This window comes from Paenibacillus faecis (assembly GCF_008084145.1).
In the GTDB taxonomy this organism is placed as follows: Bacteria; Bacillota; Bacilli; order Paenibacillales; family Paenibacillaceae; genus Fontibacillus; species Fontibacillus faecis.
On sequence record NZ_VSDO01000001.1, the window covers coordinates 816,693 to 835,113 of the forward strand.

At 48.3% G+C, this 18,421-nt stretch carries 14 protein-coding genes and 2 pseudogenes; 5 read left to right on the forward strand and 11 right to left on the reverse strand.

Going from position 1 to position 18,421, the window contains the following annotated elements; all coding sequences use genetic code 11:
* Positions 1–163 precede the first annotated feature (163 nt).
* The gene (locus FRY98_RS03715; RefSeq protein WP_148450385.1) at positions 164–526 is read left to right on the forward strand and encodes a winged helix-turn-helix transcriptional regulator; all 363 of its coding nucleotides are present in this window, start codon (positions 164–166) and stop codon (positions 524–526) included.
* Between the two features lie 70 nt (positions 527–596).
* Here FRY98_RS03715 and FRY98_RS03720 read toward each other — a convergent pair whose 3' ends face one another.
* Together FRY98_RS03720 and FRY98_RS03725 are read right to left on the reverse strand one after the other, a co-directional pair.
* Complete coding sequence (locus FRY98_RS03720; RefSeq protein WP_148450386.1) at positions 597–1,817, reverse strand: MFS transporter; 1,221 nt, start codon at positions 1,815–1,817, stop codon at positions 597–599.
* A 56-nt stretch (positions 1,818–1,873) separates the two neighbouring features.
* Positions 1,874–3,298, reverse strand: coding sequence for a hypothetical protein (locus FRY98_RS03725; RefSeq protein ID WP_148450387.1), 1,425 nt, complete (start codon positions 3,296–3,298; stop codon positions 1,874–1,876).
* 276 nt (positions 3,299–3,574) lie between these two features.
* Between FRY98_RS03725 and FRY98_RS03730 the strand changes: the two are divergent.
* Positions 3,575–4,322 (forward strand): annotated as a pseudogene (locus FRY98_RS03730) (transposase); the annotation flags it as partial.
* 482 nt (positions 4,323–4,804) lie between these two features.
* On the opposite strand, the gene cydC reads toward FRY98_RS03730, so the two are convergent.
* The 8 genes from cydC to FRY98_RS03775 form a co-directional block, all read right to left on the reverse strand.
* The gene (cydC, locus tag FRY98_RS03740; protein ID WP_148450388.1) at positions 4,805–6,547 is read right to left on the reverse strand and encodes a thiol reductant ABC exporter subunit CydC; all 1,743 of its coding nucleotides are present in this window, start codon (positions 6,545–6,547) and stop codon (positions 4,805–4,807) included.
* Positions 6,544–8,313 carry a thiol reductant ABC exporter subunit CydD gene (gene cydD / locus FRY98_RS03745; RefSeq protein ID WP_148451173.1) on the reverse strand — a complete coding sequence of 590 codons (1,770 nt, stop codon included), beginning with the start codon at positions 8,311–8,313 and terminating at the stop codon, positions 6,544–6,546. Before cydD ends, cydC begins: the two co-directional genes overlap by 4 nt.
* Before the next feature lie 99 nt (positions 8,314–8,412).
* The gene (locus FRY98_RS03750; protein ID WP_148450389.1) at positions 8,413–9,429 is read right to left on the reverse strand and encodes a cytochrome d ubiquinol oxidase subunit II; all 1,017 of its coding nucleotides are present in this window, start codon (positions 9,427–9,429) and stop codon (positions 8,413–8,415) included.
* Complete coding sequence (locus FRY98_RS03755) at positions 9,426–10,790, reverse strand: cytochrome ubiquinol oxidase subunit I (protein WP_148450390.1); 1,365 nt, start codon at positions 10,788–10,790, stop codon at positions 9,426–9,428. The genes FRY98_RS03750 and FRY98_RS03755 overlap by 4 nt, the downstream gene beginning before the upstream one ends.
* A gap of 345 nt (positions 10,791–11,135) precedes the next feature.
* Positions 11,136–11,945, reverse strand: coding sequence for a DJ-1/PfpI family protein (locus FRY98_RS03760; protein WP_148450391.1), 810 nt, complete (start codon positions 11,943–11,945; stop codon positions 11,136–11,138).
* 134 nt (positions 11,946–12,079) lie between these two features.
* Entirely contained in the window at positions 12,080–12,727 is a 648-nt protein-coding gene (locus tag FRY98_RS03765) for a DUF2306 domain-containing protein (RefSeq protein WP_148450392.1), read from the reverse strand.
* A gap of 52 nt (positions 12,728–12,779) precedes the next feature.
* On the reverse strand, positions 12,780–13,814 hold the full coding sequence (locus tag FRY98_RS03770; protein WP_148450393.1) for a DJ-1/PfpI family protein: 1,035 nt from the start codon (positions 13,812–13,814) through the stop codon (positions 12,780–12,782).
* A gap of 67 nt (positions 13,815–13,881) precedes the next feature.
* Complete coding sequence (locus FRY98_RS03775; protein ID WP_338114589.1) at positions 13,882–14,097, reverse strand: SHOCT domain-containing protein; 216 nt, start codon at positions 14,095–14,097, stop codon at positions 13,882–13,884.
* A gap of 213 nt (positions 14,098–14,310) precedes the next feature.
* Here FRY98_RS03775 and FRY98_RS03780 point away from each other — a divergent pair, with 213 nt between their 5' ends.
* Together FRY98_RS03780 and FRY98_RS03785 are read left to right on the forward strand one after the other, a co-directional pair.
* Positions 14,311–14,997, forward strand: a complete 687-nt coding sequence (locus FRY98_RS03780) for a response regulator transcription factor (RefSeq protein WP_148450394.1) — start codon at positions 14,311–14,313, stop codon at positions 14,995–14,997.
* Between the two features lies 1 nt (position 14,998).
* Positions 14,999–16,330 carry a sensor histidine kinase gene (locus tag FRY98_RS03785; protein WP_148450395.1) on the forward strand — a complete coding sequence of 444 codons (1,332 nt, stop codon included), beginning with the start codon at positions 14,999–15,001 and terminating at the stop codon, positions 16,328–16,330.
* A gap of 888 nt (positions 16,331–17,218) precedes the next feature.
* Here the strand turns inward: FRY98_RS03785 and FRY98_RS03790 are convergent.
* Positions 17,219–17,536, reverse strand: a pseudogene (locus FRY98_RS03790) (transposase); the annotation flags it as partial.
* Between the two features lie 556 nt (positions 17,537–18,092).
* Between FRY98_RS03790 and FRY98_RS03795 the strand changes: the two are divergent.
* Entirely contained in the window at positions 18,093–18,362 is a 270-nt protein-coding gene (locus tag FRY98_RS03795; RefSeq protein WP_148450396.1) for a helix-turn-helix domain-containing protein, read from the forward strand.
* The last annotated feature ends 59 nt before the right edge of the window (positions 18,363–18,421 follow it).

Below are 18,421 nucleotides of genomic sequence, written 5' to 3' on the forward strand. Positions count from 1 at the left end.
AGATGACCTCCCTTTATTAATTCTATACTAATCGATCCGGAAGTACTTGACAAGGTAGCTGGGTTAAACTTAATATATGGAATGATTGGTCTTCAATTCAATTCGGCTTAACTGGAAAACTCATGGTTTTTGCTCAATCCTTCTGTAAGGGATGTGTCGACAGATGATAACCTTTAGAGACAAAACATATCGCTGTACCTCGGAAATTGTACTAGGCTTAGTCAGCGGCAAATGGAAAATATCGATATTAAACCAATTGACCAAAGGCCCGGTACGATTTAATCAGCTGCAGCGACTGCTTCCCAACGCGACCCAACGCATGCTTACGATGCAGCTAAGAATGCTGGAAAGCGACGGACTCATTATTCGCAAGGTTTATCCGGTTTCGCCCCCAAAAGTGGAATATGGCTTATCCGAGCTGGGCGAAAAATTGGCTCCCATGCTTACGATGTTATGCGATTTTGGCACCACCTATATCGAGAGTTATCCCGATGAAGTATCGTACACCAACCAAAAGCATGCCTAAGGAGTCGCTTCAAACATTGAAACTTTAAGAGGTACCCAAGGGGGGTACCTCTTAACCTTATATTCCGTGATCACAAGCTTCCTTTGTATTGGCCACGCAGCCCATTCTCCTCTTTAGATGCGCGGCGAGCTACCCGATCAAAACGATAGTTGATCAAAGCCAGCACGGCTGCCAAAACAGCCACAATTCCCCCGGACCATGAAAGATCAATGAGCTCCATGTTCGTCGTGACAAACCCTCCCAAAGCGGATCCCATCGCAATCCCGACATTGACGGATACGGAGGTTAAGGACGACGCCAAGTCTCTGGCCTCGGGAACATGCCGATCGGCCCAATCCATGAAGTACAATTGCATCGTCGAGTTCATAAGGTAAACAACGAGAGCCATAAATGAGATGCTGACGAGTCCCCCGGCAAGCGAGCCGGAAGATACATAAAGTGAGGCGAGAATGACGGCCTGAGCCAGGAATACATAGCGAATTTTTCTCATCCCGCCACCGGCAGCCAGCTTCCCCCCGATTAACGTGCTAAAGATGGACACGATACCATAAAGTAAAAAGATGAGGCTAATATACCGCGCCGGCACAAAAAGCACGTCCTGGAGCAAAGGGGCTAAATAAGTATAGACGCTATAAGTTGCTGCAATGCTTAACGCAGGAATAAAAAAAGCAAGCACAATTCTGGGATAGGCGAATAATCTGAGTTGTTTTTTGAGTGAACTCCGCGCCCCCTTCAGTCCCCTGGGAATGGTTGCAAAGCTTGCTATTAGTGAAACGATCCCCAATAGCGTGGTAAACCAATAAGACATATGCCACCCGCCCCATTGCCCGATGAAAGTGCCAAGGGGGACGCCAAGGACGCTGGCCACGGTGAAACCCGTAAAGATGATGGAGATGACCGGCCCTCTTTTATCGATAGGCATCGTTTCACTGGCCACCGCCATTGCGAGTGCAATCAAAACGCCGGTAACCACAGCCGTGATCACTCTGGACACCAAAAGCAAACTATACGATCCAGATATAGCCGTGACCATATTCCCAACAATAAATACGCCGATCAAAGCAAGGATGAGCGGGTACTTAGAAAATCGACTGAATAACGCCGTGAAAACCGGAGTACCTATGGCAAAAGACAGAGCAAAAGCCGTCACAAGGGAGCCTGCGGCCGATATGGCGATCTTCATATCCGCGGCCACTTCGGATAATAATCCGACCATCACAAATTCACTGGTTCCCAGGACAAAAGTCAATAAAAATAAATTCAAAGTCAGAAGCTTGTGTTGTCTAGTCAATATATATCCTTCCTCTCCTATCCAGATGGACTGTGAATCTCGTTTGGTTTAAAGACTTACAGCACTAAAAATTGCGTTCCGAACCCCTTGCCGGAAACATAAGCCGCCTCCAGTTCCTCCTTATCCCCTTTGTCCAATAAAACCACATTTTCAGGATACAGTTTGCCTAGCAACGCCCATAACACAAGTTCATTTCCGCCGGTTGGAATGAAATGAATACCATCTGTATTCGTCACCAATCCGGAATGCGAGAGAATGTCTGCCGCAAGGTGCCAGCTGAGGGAGTCTCGCTTCGCAACTGCGGCATCGGCATTGTCGTTTCCATATGGACGATATAAAAACCGATGTCCCCTAAAAAGCTGACCGAGATCTACCGTAAACTCGCGGCCTTCCATTTCCAGGCTGAACCGCAGGATCGATCGGTCGGTACCGGCATTTGGCAGCAACCGGGCGATGGATGGTTCATCGTAATGCTCTCCCGAAACAGGAAGCGTTTCTTTGTTCCCTGGTTTACCTACTCCCGCCTCGTTACGCGGCGCTGCATAATAATCTTCATATTCATAATCGAAGGAGACCTCGATCAAATCTTGCGTTTCATCTGTAGCTATCGTTTGTACTGGATGCCACTTCAACAGATAAGGCGCCGCCGTCCGGGCCGACTCTCCCAAACCCGCCGGCAAGACAGTTCCCAGACGATATTGGAAACCGTAACCGGCGGCAGTCAGACCGGAGCTGACGACACTTTGCGCATATTGGACAATCGATCTGTGAGTCAACTTCTTCCCGAGCAATTGCGTTAAAAAGATTTCCCGGGCCGGCTCCAGAAAACGCAGTCCTTTAAACTCCGTATATTCCTTGACTTCAATCGGAACTTCCTCCCAATTAGAGAACGGAAGCAAAGCATCCCGCAGCAAAACAAATTGGTGCAGGTATTCATTATAAGGCTGCATGATCCTTGGGCCGCCCAATGGTCCCCAAACCATTGCAATAGCTTCCGGGATCAATGAATGACCATAACAGTGGCTTCTAAAATCCAGCTTACCAAGCGCTTTCGAGCCATATCGTGCGAGCGCCCTCTTCTCGGAATTAATCTCCCGTGCCCAGCTTACCAATTGTTCGCCAATGCGCACCGCCTGAGCCGTAAGCTCGGCGCCAGCCTTATCTTCTAAAGCCAATGAACCAAGTGGAAGTGATGACTGGTGTCCAGAAATCGCCAAATTGGCCTGAAGACTGTCCAACAACACCGTCGGATCGCCGTTTACCGGTTCGCCTAGCTTAACCAGAATCGCCTCAAGCAGCTTATCGAGCTCCATAACGACCTCTTTTGCCCGATATACACCGGCAGGCAAATTCCAATCCAAGGCCCCGTTCGTACCCAGCCTGATGGAGTCGTTAGGATACTTGCCAATGAGAGGTTCAATATTGATAGCCTTCCCCCATACGATTCGCTTATCTTTCAAAGTAAGTTGATATTCCTGCATACCTTCGCACCTCACCTATGATTTTTTTAACGACCGTACCGCTCAACGAAATCTGGATCGATCGTTCTGTATGTTAGGTTATCAAGTTCCTCTACGCTTGAATAGTACGCACTTTTTTGTATGATCCGATCATTTTTGTAAGGTAGGATACTTTTTGATACTGGGATTATGAGGAGTCATTAAGGATCATCGGCGAAAAAAGAAAAAGGCCCGTGACGTTTAACGCCATGAACCTTTGTCAGACCAATTATTACTTATTCTGCTCACTCACCCCTGGAACTCGTCGCCGACATGCCGCAGCATGCAAGTACAGGTGCAAAGGGAGACCCGCGCGGAGTAAGGCGAGCTAAATTTTGGTATGGCTACAAAGTGAAGCTCTTGGTCGATAGCCAAAGCCAATACATCCCAGCCGGAGTGGCCTGCTCCGCCCATGTTAGCGACCAGCGTCCAGCAATTGTTCTTCTGAAATACATGAAAGAACGGTTTCCGCACCTCGAACCGAACTACGCGCTTGCCGACAAGGGGTATGACAGCGAGCCGGTTTACCGCCAAATCCGGAATGTCGGTACGTTTCCGATCATCCCGCTTATCCATCGCTACGAGCTACCCAAAGGTGTGGATAAGCACTTTCGTCCGACTTGCAAGCTAGGTCATGCGTACGTCTACGATAGTCACGACGCCAAGCGGGACACGATTAAGTTAACAATGCCGAAGGAATGCACATCCTGTCCGTTTCAAGCGGACGGCTGTCAAAAGGTTTATAAATTTCGCATCGAAGAAGATGTGACGCAAGTACACTGCACCCGGACGTGGGAGTGAAAAGTTTGCGCAACTGTTCAAGAAGCGGACAGCGATTGAACGGGTTTTTGCCTATTTGAAGCTATACATGGAGTAGGGTTCCAGCCGGAAGTTAAAAAAACAGGCTTTTGTCGATCTGGATTTGAGTTGTTTAACGTACACTTTATTCAAACTCGCTTTAGACCGCCTGAACAAAAGCATTATTGAAGCAAAGGACGCTGCGTAACTTTTCAAAAAAAGTGTTATGAAAAAATTGGGTCAGTCGCTGCATTTGGACAAAAATGAATTATGAAATTGACTTAAACAGCATGGATTAATTGATGAGGACTGTAAACAACACTTAACCATAGAGTTTCTTCTTGCAATTCGTCGATTCGACCTTGACCGTTATTTTAAAACGTCTATTTGATTTAGGCTTTATGAGAAAAATTACTCTTATATGGGAAGGCAAAGGTATTTCTTACTTCTGCTTTCCCATGTTCAATTTGGATGCAAAAAATCCTATTCTTCGGTATCAAACAACGGACAACCGTCCGTCAGCATGTGCAACATTTTGGAAGCCATCAAGCGCGACAAAACGATTCCCGCTGCGGAGAGGCATTGGATATCCAACACGTGTTCAGCTTAGAAAAGTACAAATACCACAGACCATTTCATTCAGCTCGAACAGAGAGATCTTTGGCCTGATAATACATGCTCCTAAGATAATTAGGGCATCCTTTTTTGTTCCCCAGCTTCTCCAACCATTTGCCGCTCGATCTGTTTCATCTTGAAAAAATAGCCTTTTTGCTCCATCAGATCCGCATAGGAACCCTTTTCAATCACCATTCCATCGTCCATGACCACGATCTGGTCCATCCCTTCCAATCCGATCAGCCGATGGCAAATCAGGAGAAGCGTATCTCCGGTCGCCTGTTCGTAGAGATGTTTCATAACGCGTTGCTCCGTCACGTAATCCAGTGAAGAAGTTGGTTCGTCCAACAGCCAGAGCCGTCCTTTGTGCAACATCGCCCGTGCTAGGGCTAGTCTCTGTTTCTCGCCGTCCGACAAATTTTCTCCTTTCTCGTACACCGCATCGTCCAACGACATATTCGTTAACTGCACTTTTGCCAGCATGGCGTATAATTCAGCGTCGGTGTACTCACCTCCATCCAACAGCAGGTTCTCCCGGATCGTTCCCCGGAAGAAATGGTTTTGCTGCAAAACGACGTTAGCCGTTTGCCAAATGCTCGTCTCATCCACTTCCTTCGCCGATCTTCCGTTCAAACGAATGTCGCCCTCCGATGGTGCGCGCAGCTTTAGCAACAGTTCAATCATGGTTGATTTTCCCGATCCGCTCGGCCCGACGATCGCCGTTTTGGAACCTGGCGAGATCCGAAGTGAAACATCTTTAAGCGCTGGCCGCCACTCATCTTCGTATTGGAACGAAACGCCGGATAGTTCAATGGAAACGCCATGCTCCGCTGACAGTACACCGCTTGGATGCGAAGGCTGCACATCGGAGGTCGGCACCGTTTCCGCGAGCCGCTTGGCAGCATATTCGCTATCCTGTTTATAAGCGGGCAACGTGGCCATGGCCGCAGCTTCTTCAAACACCGTTAGCGAAGTCATCACCAACATGGCAAGAAACACCCCGGCAAGCTGCCCGTCCCTGATGAGATAGGCGCCACTCGCCAGCACGCCCCAGGAAATGAAAAATGTAACGAAAGCGTGCATCGTTTGCCCAAGCAGCAAATGACCAGCCGCCCGTTGCTGCCTGGCTGCCAAAGCTGCCGAAGCATGTTCAAGTTGCTTTTCTCGTTTTTTTAATTGCCCGTACACTTTAAGATCGCGGAACCCATACAGTACTTCCGCCACTTCCGTGGAAAGCGCAGCTCTTTCCTGGCGAACAAGACCTTGTATCTTCCGCTGGCCAATCAAAACAATGCCAGGGACTATCAAAGCCGCAACAAGCATCCCCAGTACAAACAGGCCGGCAATCCAGAACGAAAATGAGGATGTAAACAATACAGTAGCCAAAAAGACGATAACCACCACAATCGGAGGGTAAACGACGCGCAGGAAATAATGCTGCAGGCTCTCCACGTCCCCTACGATCCGCGCAAGCAGGTCCCCGCTCCGTTTTTTGTTCAATATACCAGGCGCTAAAGGAATTAACCGGCCAAAAAAGGATGTGCGCAAACGGCTGAGCACGGAAAACGTAGCGCGGTGGGAATACAAGCGTTCTCCGTAGCGGCTTGCCGCGCGGACCAGACCGAGCATTTTGACCAGCGACGTCAGCACAATCAACGTATAAAGCGGCGGCGCAAATACGGTCTGGGAGATCAGGTAACCGCTTGCGGAAAAAAGGAATACGCCGGCGATGCCGGCGATAAATCCGCCTAAAATCGAAAGGATAATATCCTTTCGCTCCTGAATCATCGCTTTGGTCAGAAGTGTCAGCTCATTCATGCCAATCCCCCTTTCCGTTGCACATCGACCATCTGGGCGTACTGGGGCTGACGCTCCAAAAGCTCGTCATGCCGTCCTGAATCCACTAACCTTCCATGGTCCATAAACAGAATATTGTCGGCATGTTGTATCGTATACAACCGGTGTGCCACGGTAATCATCGTCGCCGATTTTGCCAGTGTTGCGATGGATCGCTGCAAAATGCGTTCCGTATGCAAATCCAACCCAACGGTTGGTTCGTCAAACAAAATGAGATCGGGTTGCTTCAAAAAAGCGCGTGCCAAGGCAAGCCTTTGCCGCTCGCCTCCGGACAATCCCCTTCCCCCTTCGCCGACCAAAGTATCATAACCTTGCTCCAATTGGGGGGCAACCCCGGCAAGACCGGCTTCCTCCGTGGCCTTCTCCACCTCAGCCCTGGTGACGCGCCGACCAGCACCGATGGCTATATTTTCGGAAAGAGTGCCTGCAAAAATATACGGGTGCTGCGTAATATAGCTTACGCGTGCAAACCATGCAGCCTCATCGTATTGCGAAAGCGGGATTTCGTTCACCAGCACTTCGCCTGAAGACGGTTTTAGCAGTCCGGCAAGCAGATGAAGCAGCGTTGTTTTACCTGAACCGCTTTTGCCGACAATAGCGATATTCTCTCCTTGCCCTAGCGATATGGACGGCGTTTCAAGCCCGAATGAATCCGGTGCATACTGAAACCGGACATGGTCCAGCCGGATGGATGGCGGCATCGAAATGACGGCGGCATGGGCCGGTCCCGTCTTGCTGGTCTCAACGGTACCGTCAGATGTCCCTGCTCCTTTCTGGTCCTTCGGAGACATATATTCTCCTTCCGTATCCGCAAGCAACTGTTCAACCTTCTTGATTGCCCCCATGCTTGTGCGACCGCTGTGAAACGCGGTTCCTGTATTTTTCAACACGCTGAAAAATTCGGGAACCAGCAGCAGGATGAAAAACGCGGTGTGAAAAGCAAGGGATTTGAAAACGAGCAGCTGAATGGCAAGCTCCAGAGCGACAATACCGATGCTCAGCATCACGATGGTTTCCAGCATGAATGTATTCGTAAATGCAATCCGCAAAATGCCCATCGTTGCATCCCGGTAGCCCAGGCTGCTCCTTTCAATTTCCGCTTGCTGGCGACGAGCCTGCCCAAAGATTTTCAGCGTAACCATCCCTTGAAGAGAATCCAGGAACGTACCGGAAAATTGTGCCAGCTGAGCATATTTCTCCTCCGCTTTGTTTTTCGTTTTCATTCCCACCAGGACCATGAATAAGGGGATAAACGGAGCTGTAAACAGCATAATGAAGCCGGAATTCGCATGCTGGGTAAACGTCACAATCAAAATCAGAACCGTAATGACGGCGGCCTCCATCATGCGAGGCATATATTGGCTGAAATAACTGTCAGCCTCATCCACGGCATCCAGTGCAATGCTCACCTTTTCTCCCGTTTGGCCGCGTATCGTTGAAGGTATGGAGGCATGGATTAAATTATGAAGTAAGGCTGCCCGCATATTCGTCTTGGCGGTTGCAGCCATCCGCAAGCCGACTTTTCCGTTTCTGTACGCCAGCAGCGTTCGAATAGCCATCAGAGCCAGCAACAAGCACAGTAGGCCAACAACCGACGACAAGGAGTCGCCTTGCACAAAAACCCGTTGGACCGCTTTGGCAAGCAGTGCGGCTTGACTCACCATGGCTGCACCTAGGGCAAGCGAGATGACCGCAAAGAGAACGAGATGTTTTCTTTGCGCGGTCATTTCTTGAGAAATCAGGCTCTTGTTCCCTTTCAAGCAAACTCACCTCCTTTAATATCAATGGCCGCAGGGAACCTGCTTCCTCCGCAATAGCGGATCAGGCTATTTTTTCCCCTTCACGTAATCAGCATCAAATAGGAACAGTCGGAAGACCAGAATAAGGGATGGGATCAGCAGACACAGACCGCCGATAAACGCAACAACGAGTGCGATGCCCATCGACGGCGATGTGGCGCTGCTCTGAATCGTGATGTAAGGATCCAGAATATAAGGATATTGCCCGATCCCGTACGCAAAAAAGGCACAGAAAAATTGAAGCATGACGCATATGAAAGCTAATCCGTAACGGCGGCCGCTGTACAACAGCCAGATGGCGATCATGAAGAACCCGACCGACATCGCCAGAAGCCACCCTAAATCCATCATGTTTTGAAAATGCCGCTCATTGTGCTGGCTGAGGTAAATAAACGCAGTCAATGCAGCAATAATCGTTGGCGTGCTCCAGAACAGGGCATAGCTTCGCATCAGTTTCAAGGCAGCATGGTCTTCTGCACGGGAAGCGTAGAATGTCAAAAACGATCCGCTGATGAACAGGACCGACACGATGGCCAGTCCCACGATGCACCATGATAACGGGCTTGTAAACAAGGCCCAGTAATCGAGTGCAACCGTCCCTCCCTGTTTTGTTATAAATCCGCCCTCGGAGAGCGTGAGCGCGACCGACAAGGAAGCCGGAATGAGTAAGCCGGTAGCCCCGTATAAAAACAGATACACGATGTTATTTTTGGAACCGTAGTTTTCAAAAGCATAAAAGGACCCGCGAATGGCAATCAGTATGACGGCAATGCTTCCGGGAACAAGCAGCGCGGAACCATAATAATAGGCGGAATCAGGAAAAAAGCCGATGATGCCAATGTAGAAAAAGACGAAAAAAACGTTCGTGATCTCCCAGACAGGCGATAAATAACGCGATATCAGGCGATTAATCAAGCGATCCTGCTTCGTCAGGCGTGCGTAAAAGGCAAAAAAGCCCGCTCCGAAATCAATGGAGGCGACGATTAAATAACCGTACAAAAACAGCCAGAGCACCGAGATCCCGATTAACTCGTAACTCATCATGCATGCCCCCCTTTTTCCGCTGTCTCGTTGCGGGCCGGCTTCACCCATTTCTCCATCTCGGCTTCGGCCGGATTATTGTTGAACAGTCGCCTCAGCACCAGAACACACACGATTCCGAGTACGATGTACAGAAGCAGGAAGAGGAAAAAAAGAATTTTCACGCTTGGCGATGTCGTAGCTGCTTCTTCTACGCGCATATAACCTCGGATGATCCACGGCTGCCGTCCTATCTCAGCATAGAACCAGCCCAGCTCAACCCCCAGAAAAGCGAGCGGCGCGCCAAGCGCAATCACACGAAGCATCCACTTGTTGAGCTCGTTGCGCTTTTTCCAGAATACAAATAAAAAATAGAGCAGCGAAATTGCCAATAACATGAATCCGATTCCTGCCATCAAGTCAAACAAATAATGGACAAGAAGCGGCGGACGTTCATCCGTCGGGAATTCTTCCAGGCCCGTCACTTTCGCATTAAAGTCTCCAAAAGCCAGGAAGCTGAGAAATTTCGGCAGATGAAGCGCCCCTATGATTTCATGCTCAGCATTGAGCCATCCTAACAGAACCAAATCCGCACCGCTTTCAGTCTCGAAATGCCATTCCGCGGCGGCCAGCTTCTCCGGCTGATGCTCGGCAAGAAACTTGGCGGATACATCCCCGGCTAACGTGTTGAGCAATCCGAACAGCAGAACGACGGCCATCATCAGCTTTAAGGCTTTTTTGTGGTATGCGGACACACCCTTTTTAAGCATCGTAAAGGCTGCAATTCCAGAGAGCAGGGCAGCCCCCGTCATATAGGCCGAGCTTAATACATGAAACACCTTGGAGAACGTCGCCGTATTCAGCATCGCTTGCACGGGGTCGACCGCGGTGAATTGTCCTGCTTCCATCGCAAAACCCGCGGGCTGATTCATGAATCCATTCACCGTCGTAATGAAAACCGCGGACATCCCCGCCCCGGTCACAACCGGAATCGTCAACAGCCAATGAATGTACGGGTTCTTGAACCGTTCCCATGTATACAGATATATGCCCAGGAAGATGGCTTCAAAAAAGAACGCGAACACCTCCATAAATAACGGAAGCGCGATGACATTCCCGGCCAGCTTCATGAAATGGGGCCAAACCAAGGCCAGTTGCAACGAAATTGCCGTGCCGGTCACGACTCCTACCGCAACCGAAATGACGAACCCTCGCGACCACCTCTTCGCCATCAGTATGTAATGGGGATTTTTCTTGCGGATGCCGATAAACTCTGCAATCGCAATCATAAGCGGTACTCCAACGCCAAGCGTTGCAAAAATAGCGTGGAACCCCAGAGTCATCCCTGTTACCAACTTGCTCCACAGTACCGTATCGATACTCATACTCGAATGCCTCCCTTCAAAAGCCGTTCGGTGATCGGAATAAGATGAACTCCCTGTCAATGCGAACTCTTCCCAGACGGGTTCAATATCAGGTTTGGGCCATATTCAACAATACCGTTCCTGGCTGTTTATTAAACATTCGGATGACTTGGCATGCAGAAAGAGAGTTTTTTCCACAAATCAGGCTGCCAACAATGTTTGCACTGAGCTCCTGCAGCGTTTTACCTGCCAGCTGCATACTTTTTGCCGGTGATCGTGCCAGCAACAGCGGCCAGGCTAGGCCTTTTGCATCCTAGTCCGCCGCTGTTGCTTTTATCGGATCGGCATTTTACTTTTCGGCAGTGCTCATTGATTAGCAGATGGTTGCTTTTCTTCAGAAACTTTTGGATTCGTATTAAAGTCGTTCGGCGCGATGCCTTCCGCTCGCCACACCGTGCCTCTTTTCTCGTACTCGAATAACTTTTCTACAGCATTCGCGATTTGGGGCCCTAACTCACGATCGACCAAATACAAGGCTACATCAAGACCCGAAGTCACGCCTCCCCCGCTTACGAAACGAGGACCATCTTCAACGACTCTTGCTTCAATCGGAATTGCACCGAGAGCTCCTAACGCAGCCATGCCAATATCATTGGTAACCGCATGTCTATCTTTCAACAAACCTTCCATAGCAGGCAGCAATGTACCTCCGCATACTGTAGCCACAGTGACTTCCTTATTGTTAAAAGCTTGTTTCAACATCTCCGGCAAGCCTGTCTTCATGGCCTGCTTTAAAATATTCGGAATGGCATCTTCCGAATTTCCCGCTGGCTTGCCCGAAGCTCCAGGCACCAAAATAATTCCCGGACGCTTTGGATCTAATGCAGCTTGCGCTTCGAGAGCGGGCCCATTCAGACCGCTTGGGACAGAACGCTTGCCTTCTGCGGAAACCAATTCTACAGTAACTGCTCCTTTTGAGTACATTCCCGCAGCAGCGAATACTTCGTATGGTGCTAATGCGTCCAGCAGATCGAAACCATCGAATAATACGATTTGAACATGCGTACTTTTGTCTTTGAATGTATCATTATTCTCTTTTGTTTTCGCACTTGCTGCAGAAGTAACTAGACTTAGAACCAGTGCAAAAGACATGAGCAATCCCAGTATTTTTTTCATCCTTATACCTATTCCTTTCGTTTAGCTCAAGGTATAAAACGGAATGAAATCCGTTCGTCTTAGCGATTTTTTGGAGTTCTTAATAAAATCAGTACACTACTCAAATCTTGCGGAGGTGAGTGAGGCCACCTCATTTAAGGGGTAACCACTGCCTCTCTGGATCGATCGATATTTCTGATTATGATGTTAGGGATGACCAGCAGCAGCACAATAGAGCAGTAAACGCCAATTGTATAGCTGGTAGCGTAAGTGAGACCAAATCCCTGATAAAAAAGGGAGGTGATGAGATGAATTGACATGTTCGTAAAACAAAAGGCGTAGCTTCGGATCATCCAGTTCCGGTGCCGGATGATGCGTTTCTTTTTGATTTGTGCGAGTGCCATAATGGTGATAAGCAGCCATATAATATTAAGAACGTTGAACCCCATACTGCTTATTTTTCCTCCAGTAGCGTAAGGCGCCATGTATCCGGAAGTAATGACGACAAGAAGGACGGACACTAAATAAACGTAGCCGTTTATACGGTGGAACTTGCGGTTCTTTTCAAAGATCCGAATGGAAAAATTTAGCAAACCCGCCGCCATGGCGATGCAGGCAAACGCAACATGAATGTGCATAACGTTTATCCAAACCGGAAGATTAAGCTCACGCTTCAAGCTGATTTTATGGCTTAAAAATGCCTTGGCACCGGGATCGATAATAAAATTGGCCACCAAGGCGTAAAGGATAAATAGAATACTGATGCAGGCTAAAAGTCCGTATAATGTTCTCCGCTTCTTCATGCGATCCAAAACCCCCGCGGCTTCACTTTTATTGCCAAATCGCATTTCCTTGTTAGGAAACACGCTTGCCTGTTAATTTGGATGCAGGCAGAATGCCGGCCCTGGCGAATCCGATCATGTGATCTCCTTCGGCGGCAACTTCGAATTTCAGATTTAAGCGCATGGGTTTCGTGATGCGCAGCGACCAAGTAAGCTTATTGTCCTGAAGTAAGGGGTTTATAAACTCGACCGTCTCATCTCCTTGTGTTGCCTTGCCTTGGATCATCCCATTCCTTATGGAGATGGAGAGCTTGACCTCCAGTTTCCCAACAGGCGTAGCGATTGTCGTATCCCAATCTCCGTCGAAGTCAGATTCCCTGGACGATTTTATATCCAGGGTGTCGGAGGTCATCCCCGCTTTGTTCATTGCAATGTTCGTTTCTTCGTCGGCCTCTGCCTTGTGAGAGCTAGGCGCCATTCCTTCTTCCCGCCAGACCGTTCCTCTCCGTTCATATTCGAACAGCTGCTCTACCGCGTGCGCGATGCGTGGTCCAAGCTCGCGTTCCACCAGATACAGCGCTACATCGAGTCCCGAAGTAACGCCGCCGCCAGTAACCAGGTTGCCGTTGTCCACTACGCGTGCCGGGACGGGAATGGCGCCGGTTGCTCCAAGTACATCCATGCCCAGATGATGCGTTACCGCCGGTCTGCCCTCTAAGAGCCCTCCCATAGCCAGCAACAGGGAACCGCCGCAAACCGTGGCGACGACGATGTCTTTTTGCCCGAGCGCCTGCCCAATCATTCCGGTCAATCCTGTATTCATTGCCCGCGACAGAATAACCGGGGGCGAATCGGGGCCATCACCTTCGGCGTCGCCCGACGCGCCAGGGACGAGAATAATGCCCGCACGTTCCGGGTTCAGTCTGCAGCTCGCTTCAATTTTTAACCCGTTGATGCCGCTAGTGACGGATCTCGGCCCTTCAGCGGTAACGAGTTCTACGCTTAACGCGTTTTCAGCATACATGGCAGCGGCGCAAAAAACCTCGTAAGGCGCAATGGCATCCAGAAGGTCGAAGCCATCAAAAAGCACGATTTGAACTGTAAACATCCATAAACCTCCTCGTATTCAAAGTCAGTAGGTCGATCCTCGAACCTGCGGGTCGATCAGGGAAAAGTTATTTTGTCAGAAGCTCCTTCAGCCTGTGATATTCCTTCTCGTCGATCCCCCCCCTAGCCATCCGGCCTTTTAGAATCAATGCGATGTCACGGTCATTTTGATTGGAATCTCTGTAGCGGTGACGAATCGCATAAATTCGAACTGCCACAAAAGAAAAAAGCGTGAGACAAAATAGAGCACCGAATGGAAAAAACGAGAAACTACCGTGTTCCAAGCCTATGTCATCCTCCTTCATCCGTTTTTGCGTAGAACGAGCCCTTACTCGCGATATTTGCCATCCGGGTCCGCAAGAAGAATCATAACAAACGAGTATCTCAAACGAAGTTGTATAAAGGTCACAAAACAATAAACAATTCATCACAAATCAGGTGGTTCCGTTAGTTTCTCGGGGAAAAATGATAAACTAGTATTCAAAGGTGGGATATTCATGAGCGAAGTAAGTACGATACTGGTTGTAGACGATGACCAAAGCATCGTCGAATTATTGAGGGACTTTTTAGAGTACGAAAATTTTCGCGTTATAACTGCTTGCGATACCGTTCAAGCGTGGGCCTTGTTTGAGCAGAGTTCCATTCATTGTATTGTTCTTGACATCATGATGCCGGGACAAAACGGGTTTGAGTTATGTCGCCGGATTCGGGCGGAGAGTAACGTTCCGATCCTTTTCTTGAGCGCACGCAGCGATGATGTGGACAAGATTCGAGGGCTGACGCTCGGCGGCGATGATTATATCGTCAAAACCGCTTCACCCGGCGAGATCGTAGCCAGGATAAAAGCAGTATTGCGGCGTTCCATTTCCCAGCTGCAAATGGATGAAAGGATCTTGGATTTTGGCCGCATCAAGCTAAATCTATCCACAAGAGAAGTGATCGTGGATGGGAAGAATGTAGTGCTCACGCCGAGGGAATATGAGTTGTTGCGATTATTTGTCGAACACCCCAGGCATGTTTTTTCATATGAACAGATACTTTCAAAATTTTGGGATGGGGTGGGCGACAGGCATACAATTCGGGTGCACCTCGGTCGACTTCGCGAAAAAATCGAATCCGATCCGAACCATCCTCAATACCTGGTCAACGTATGGGGAATAGGGTATCGCTTCGAGGGAGGATAAAATGAGAACACTTCGCATTCGTTCGTTTACTATACTGCTTTTCTTCTTCATACTGCTAGTGCCGTGGATCTTCTATGTGACAGCACATTTCATGGAGACAAAAACGCTCAGCTTCGCAAAAGACGGGTCGCAAGACGAGATTCTGCAAAGACAATTGATCGAGACTGTACACCTGATCGAAACCAATTCGGACAAATGGAGGGATCCGAATTGGCAAAACCAATTGGATAATGAGTTGCGCCAAGCGAAGATGGAAGCGGCTATTCTATCTGCGTCAGATCAGGAAATTTATCGGTCTAATCCGCAGAGCCATGGCGCATTGTCTTCTACCGAACGGTTCTCCATCATAGAGGACGGTCATTTACTTGGAAAGGTCGTTATTTTTTTGCCGAAGTCAAATGCGGTTCAGATGATTTCGATGGTGGTCGGACTATTGTTAGCTTTCTTTATTATCGGTGTTGAAATGCGAAGGTTTCTTCTTAAGCCTCTCGAAAGGATGAGCTTTGCAGCCAGAAAAATCGCCGCAGGAGATTGGGAGGTGGAGTTGCCTAGATCTAGGATCACCGAAATCTCCGAAGTACGCGATGGATTCGAAGTGATGGTGAAGGGGATTCAAAAAGCTTTTCAAAAACAAGCGGAATTGGAAGAAGAACGTCGATTCGTGATCGCAGCTGTCGCGCATGATTTACGGACCCCATTGTTCGCCTTACGAGGTTACTTGGATGGTCTGGAGCAAGGCATTGCCCAATCTCCGGATAAAATAACCAAATATTTGGCGGTTTGTAAGGAAAAATCGGCGCAATTGGACCGGTTGGTAGAGGACCTTTTCACATTTACAAAGATGGAGCATGTGGAGATGAATCTTCACAATCAGACGATTGATTTTAAACACATCATCCTGAAATCGGTTGACAGTTTAAGTCCGCTAGCTCGCCAAAAGAACATCTCGATCTCGAGCCATACTGCAGACGACTGCTTCATTAACGGTGATATGCATTTATTGGAACGAGCGATGAACAATTTGTTGGATAATGCCGTCAGACACACACCCTCCTATGGTGAAATTGTTGTTCAATGTTATAAAGAAGGTAACATAATAAAGTTTATGATACGTGATACAGGCCCGGGCTTCTCCTCGGAAGAACTACATCAAGTTTTTGAACCTCTATATCGTGGTGAAGTATCTAGAAATCGTTCAACTGGGGGTAGCGGATTAGGGTTGACCATTTCACAAAGAATTGTAAGGCGACACGGAGGTGAACTTTCCGCAGGTAACCATTTGGAAGGTGGAGCGCTGCTAACAGGTTGGATACCTGTAGCTGCGCCAGATTAAAAATTGACCTTTTGCGTCATCCGTTCTTGTTCAGCAAGCCCTATTTATAATCAAAACATTAAGGGGATGACGGATCTTGATTCTAGACTAATTATTTTACCCGATGCTATTGCAAACGGTATTGTTTCACTGGTAGCTGGTAAAATTTACGCTCGATTCGGCGTTAAATACTTGGAAAGCGTTTCGGATGTCCGCCCGCCCTCGTCGGCTGGTACTCGTACAGGACGATCGACGGGCTCCAAGGGCCGGTTCGATACAGTCACAGATCAGTATATACTGCATACTGAAAAAGAGGCGGTAAAAGGAACATAACCACGAGGCAATTTATATCGTCATTTTTGATCTTGGGTTGGTTTGTCGGCAGCGTCAAGAAGTTTGTGTATGGAAGAAGTAGGGTTATTCAGTGGGACACTGAATATCAAGATGTTAATGTTCTGACTTATTTCGAGGAGGCGCGCGTAGCCCAAGCGAAGGCGCGGGAGCTGGGTTTTTATTCCTGAGGCAGTTGGGAAGTGCCGTAACGTTCCTCAAACAGCTCAGCCAGTCTCACTTGACCTCGCCTCGCGACAAATTAATTTATCATTACCGGGATAAGAGTGTCCCAGGTCGTTCCGTTAACTTCTCCTTCAAATCGATAAACCGTCTGATAATAGCCTTTCGAATCATAGCTATAAGTCAGTTCATACTTGTTCACGGAATTCCGCAAGCGGCTGAATCCGATGAACAGTTTGACGGAAGTTACCAAACGGGACTGGAAATCGCCCGGTTGCCCAAATTCACGATGTTCAGCGGCAGACGCAGCAGGATCACATACTGTTAATGCTCAAAGAAAACCTACCGGCTAAAGCCGGTAGGTTTTCTTTGAGCGACTGAAAGTCGCAGTTCAGGCTAAGGCCTGCTAAAAGCTACCTGTGGCTGAAGCCACCTGAATGTTCCGATTGAAACTCGGCCTTCTTGGGGGCTACTCTTCAATCTCAACACATCGTCGCCTTCAACTTGTTGACCTTTTATGTACCGACTAATCGTATCTTCATTGACAGCACCTACGGTTGCACAGAAGTACCCTCTTGACCGTAAGTGCTGGCCCCAATACCGCTTCTTCAAATGTGAAAACTCGTCCTGTAGCAGTCGGGATGATCTCCCTTTGGGGTATTGAACACTTTCGAGAGCCATCGTCAGCAGACATGATACGAGCAGATGGAGGTGATCCTTTGATCCTTTTCAATTGAACAATACGTACAAGGCGGGGCTCGGTTTGAAGCGTTTTTTCTCCGTATTTGGTTGCTTTTTCTTAAACCTGTCACCATTTAGTATATGACGGCACAAGCAAATGAGTTTGGTGTCGAAGATGTCCTTTGATAACTTCATATATTTTGTTTCAAGTACATTCCTCTAGCCCTGTGAGTAACTGAAGCGACGAAGCGGAAGCGCCATGACGGTCTGACACATTTGGGACCCGAGCGATTTACTTCTGGCTGTAATCAACCTGTGGCGGGTTGAATCGCCATGACCAGTTAGAGAGATTATGATACTTCTGCCCGGCCAGCGTCACTGCATTGGGGGCAGCCCGCTCAGTCGAGGGGGAACTTCGATATCATCGAGGTTATGATGCCGTTTGCCAGCGGCAGCTTGAAGCAGATCTATTAGAAAAAGAAAGTTGTATTCCTTTGAGAACAGTTCTCCAGTTTTCTACCGCTCTCGATCCCCTTTGCCTTGCTGTAAACCTTTACATACCTCCATATTAACGGAAAGGAGATTAGCCATGGCAGACATAAACTCAGAACCCGTTACTATTCCCGATCTTTATTCCCTTCTATATTTGAATTATCCCGACGTGGTCTCTGTTGAACAAGTGTGTGAAATGCTTGGCGACATCAGTTCCAAAACAGCTTACAAATTACTGCAAGCTGGACGTATCGATCATTTTCGTATTGGAAGAACATACAAAATTCCGAAACAGAGTGTCATTCACTATCTCCGTGAAATTATGAATACATGCCCACTTTCAAACAATGACGCTTTAACGCATTGAATTATCTATTTTATCCTGTTATAATAAAAGTGTCAATGGTAGGAAGTTTGGGACTGCTA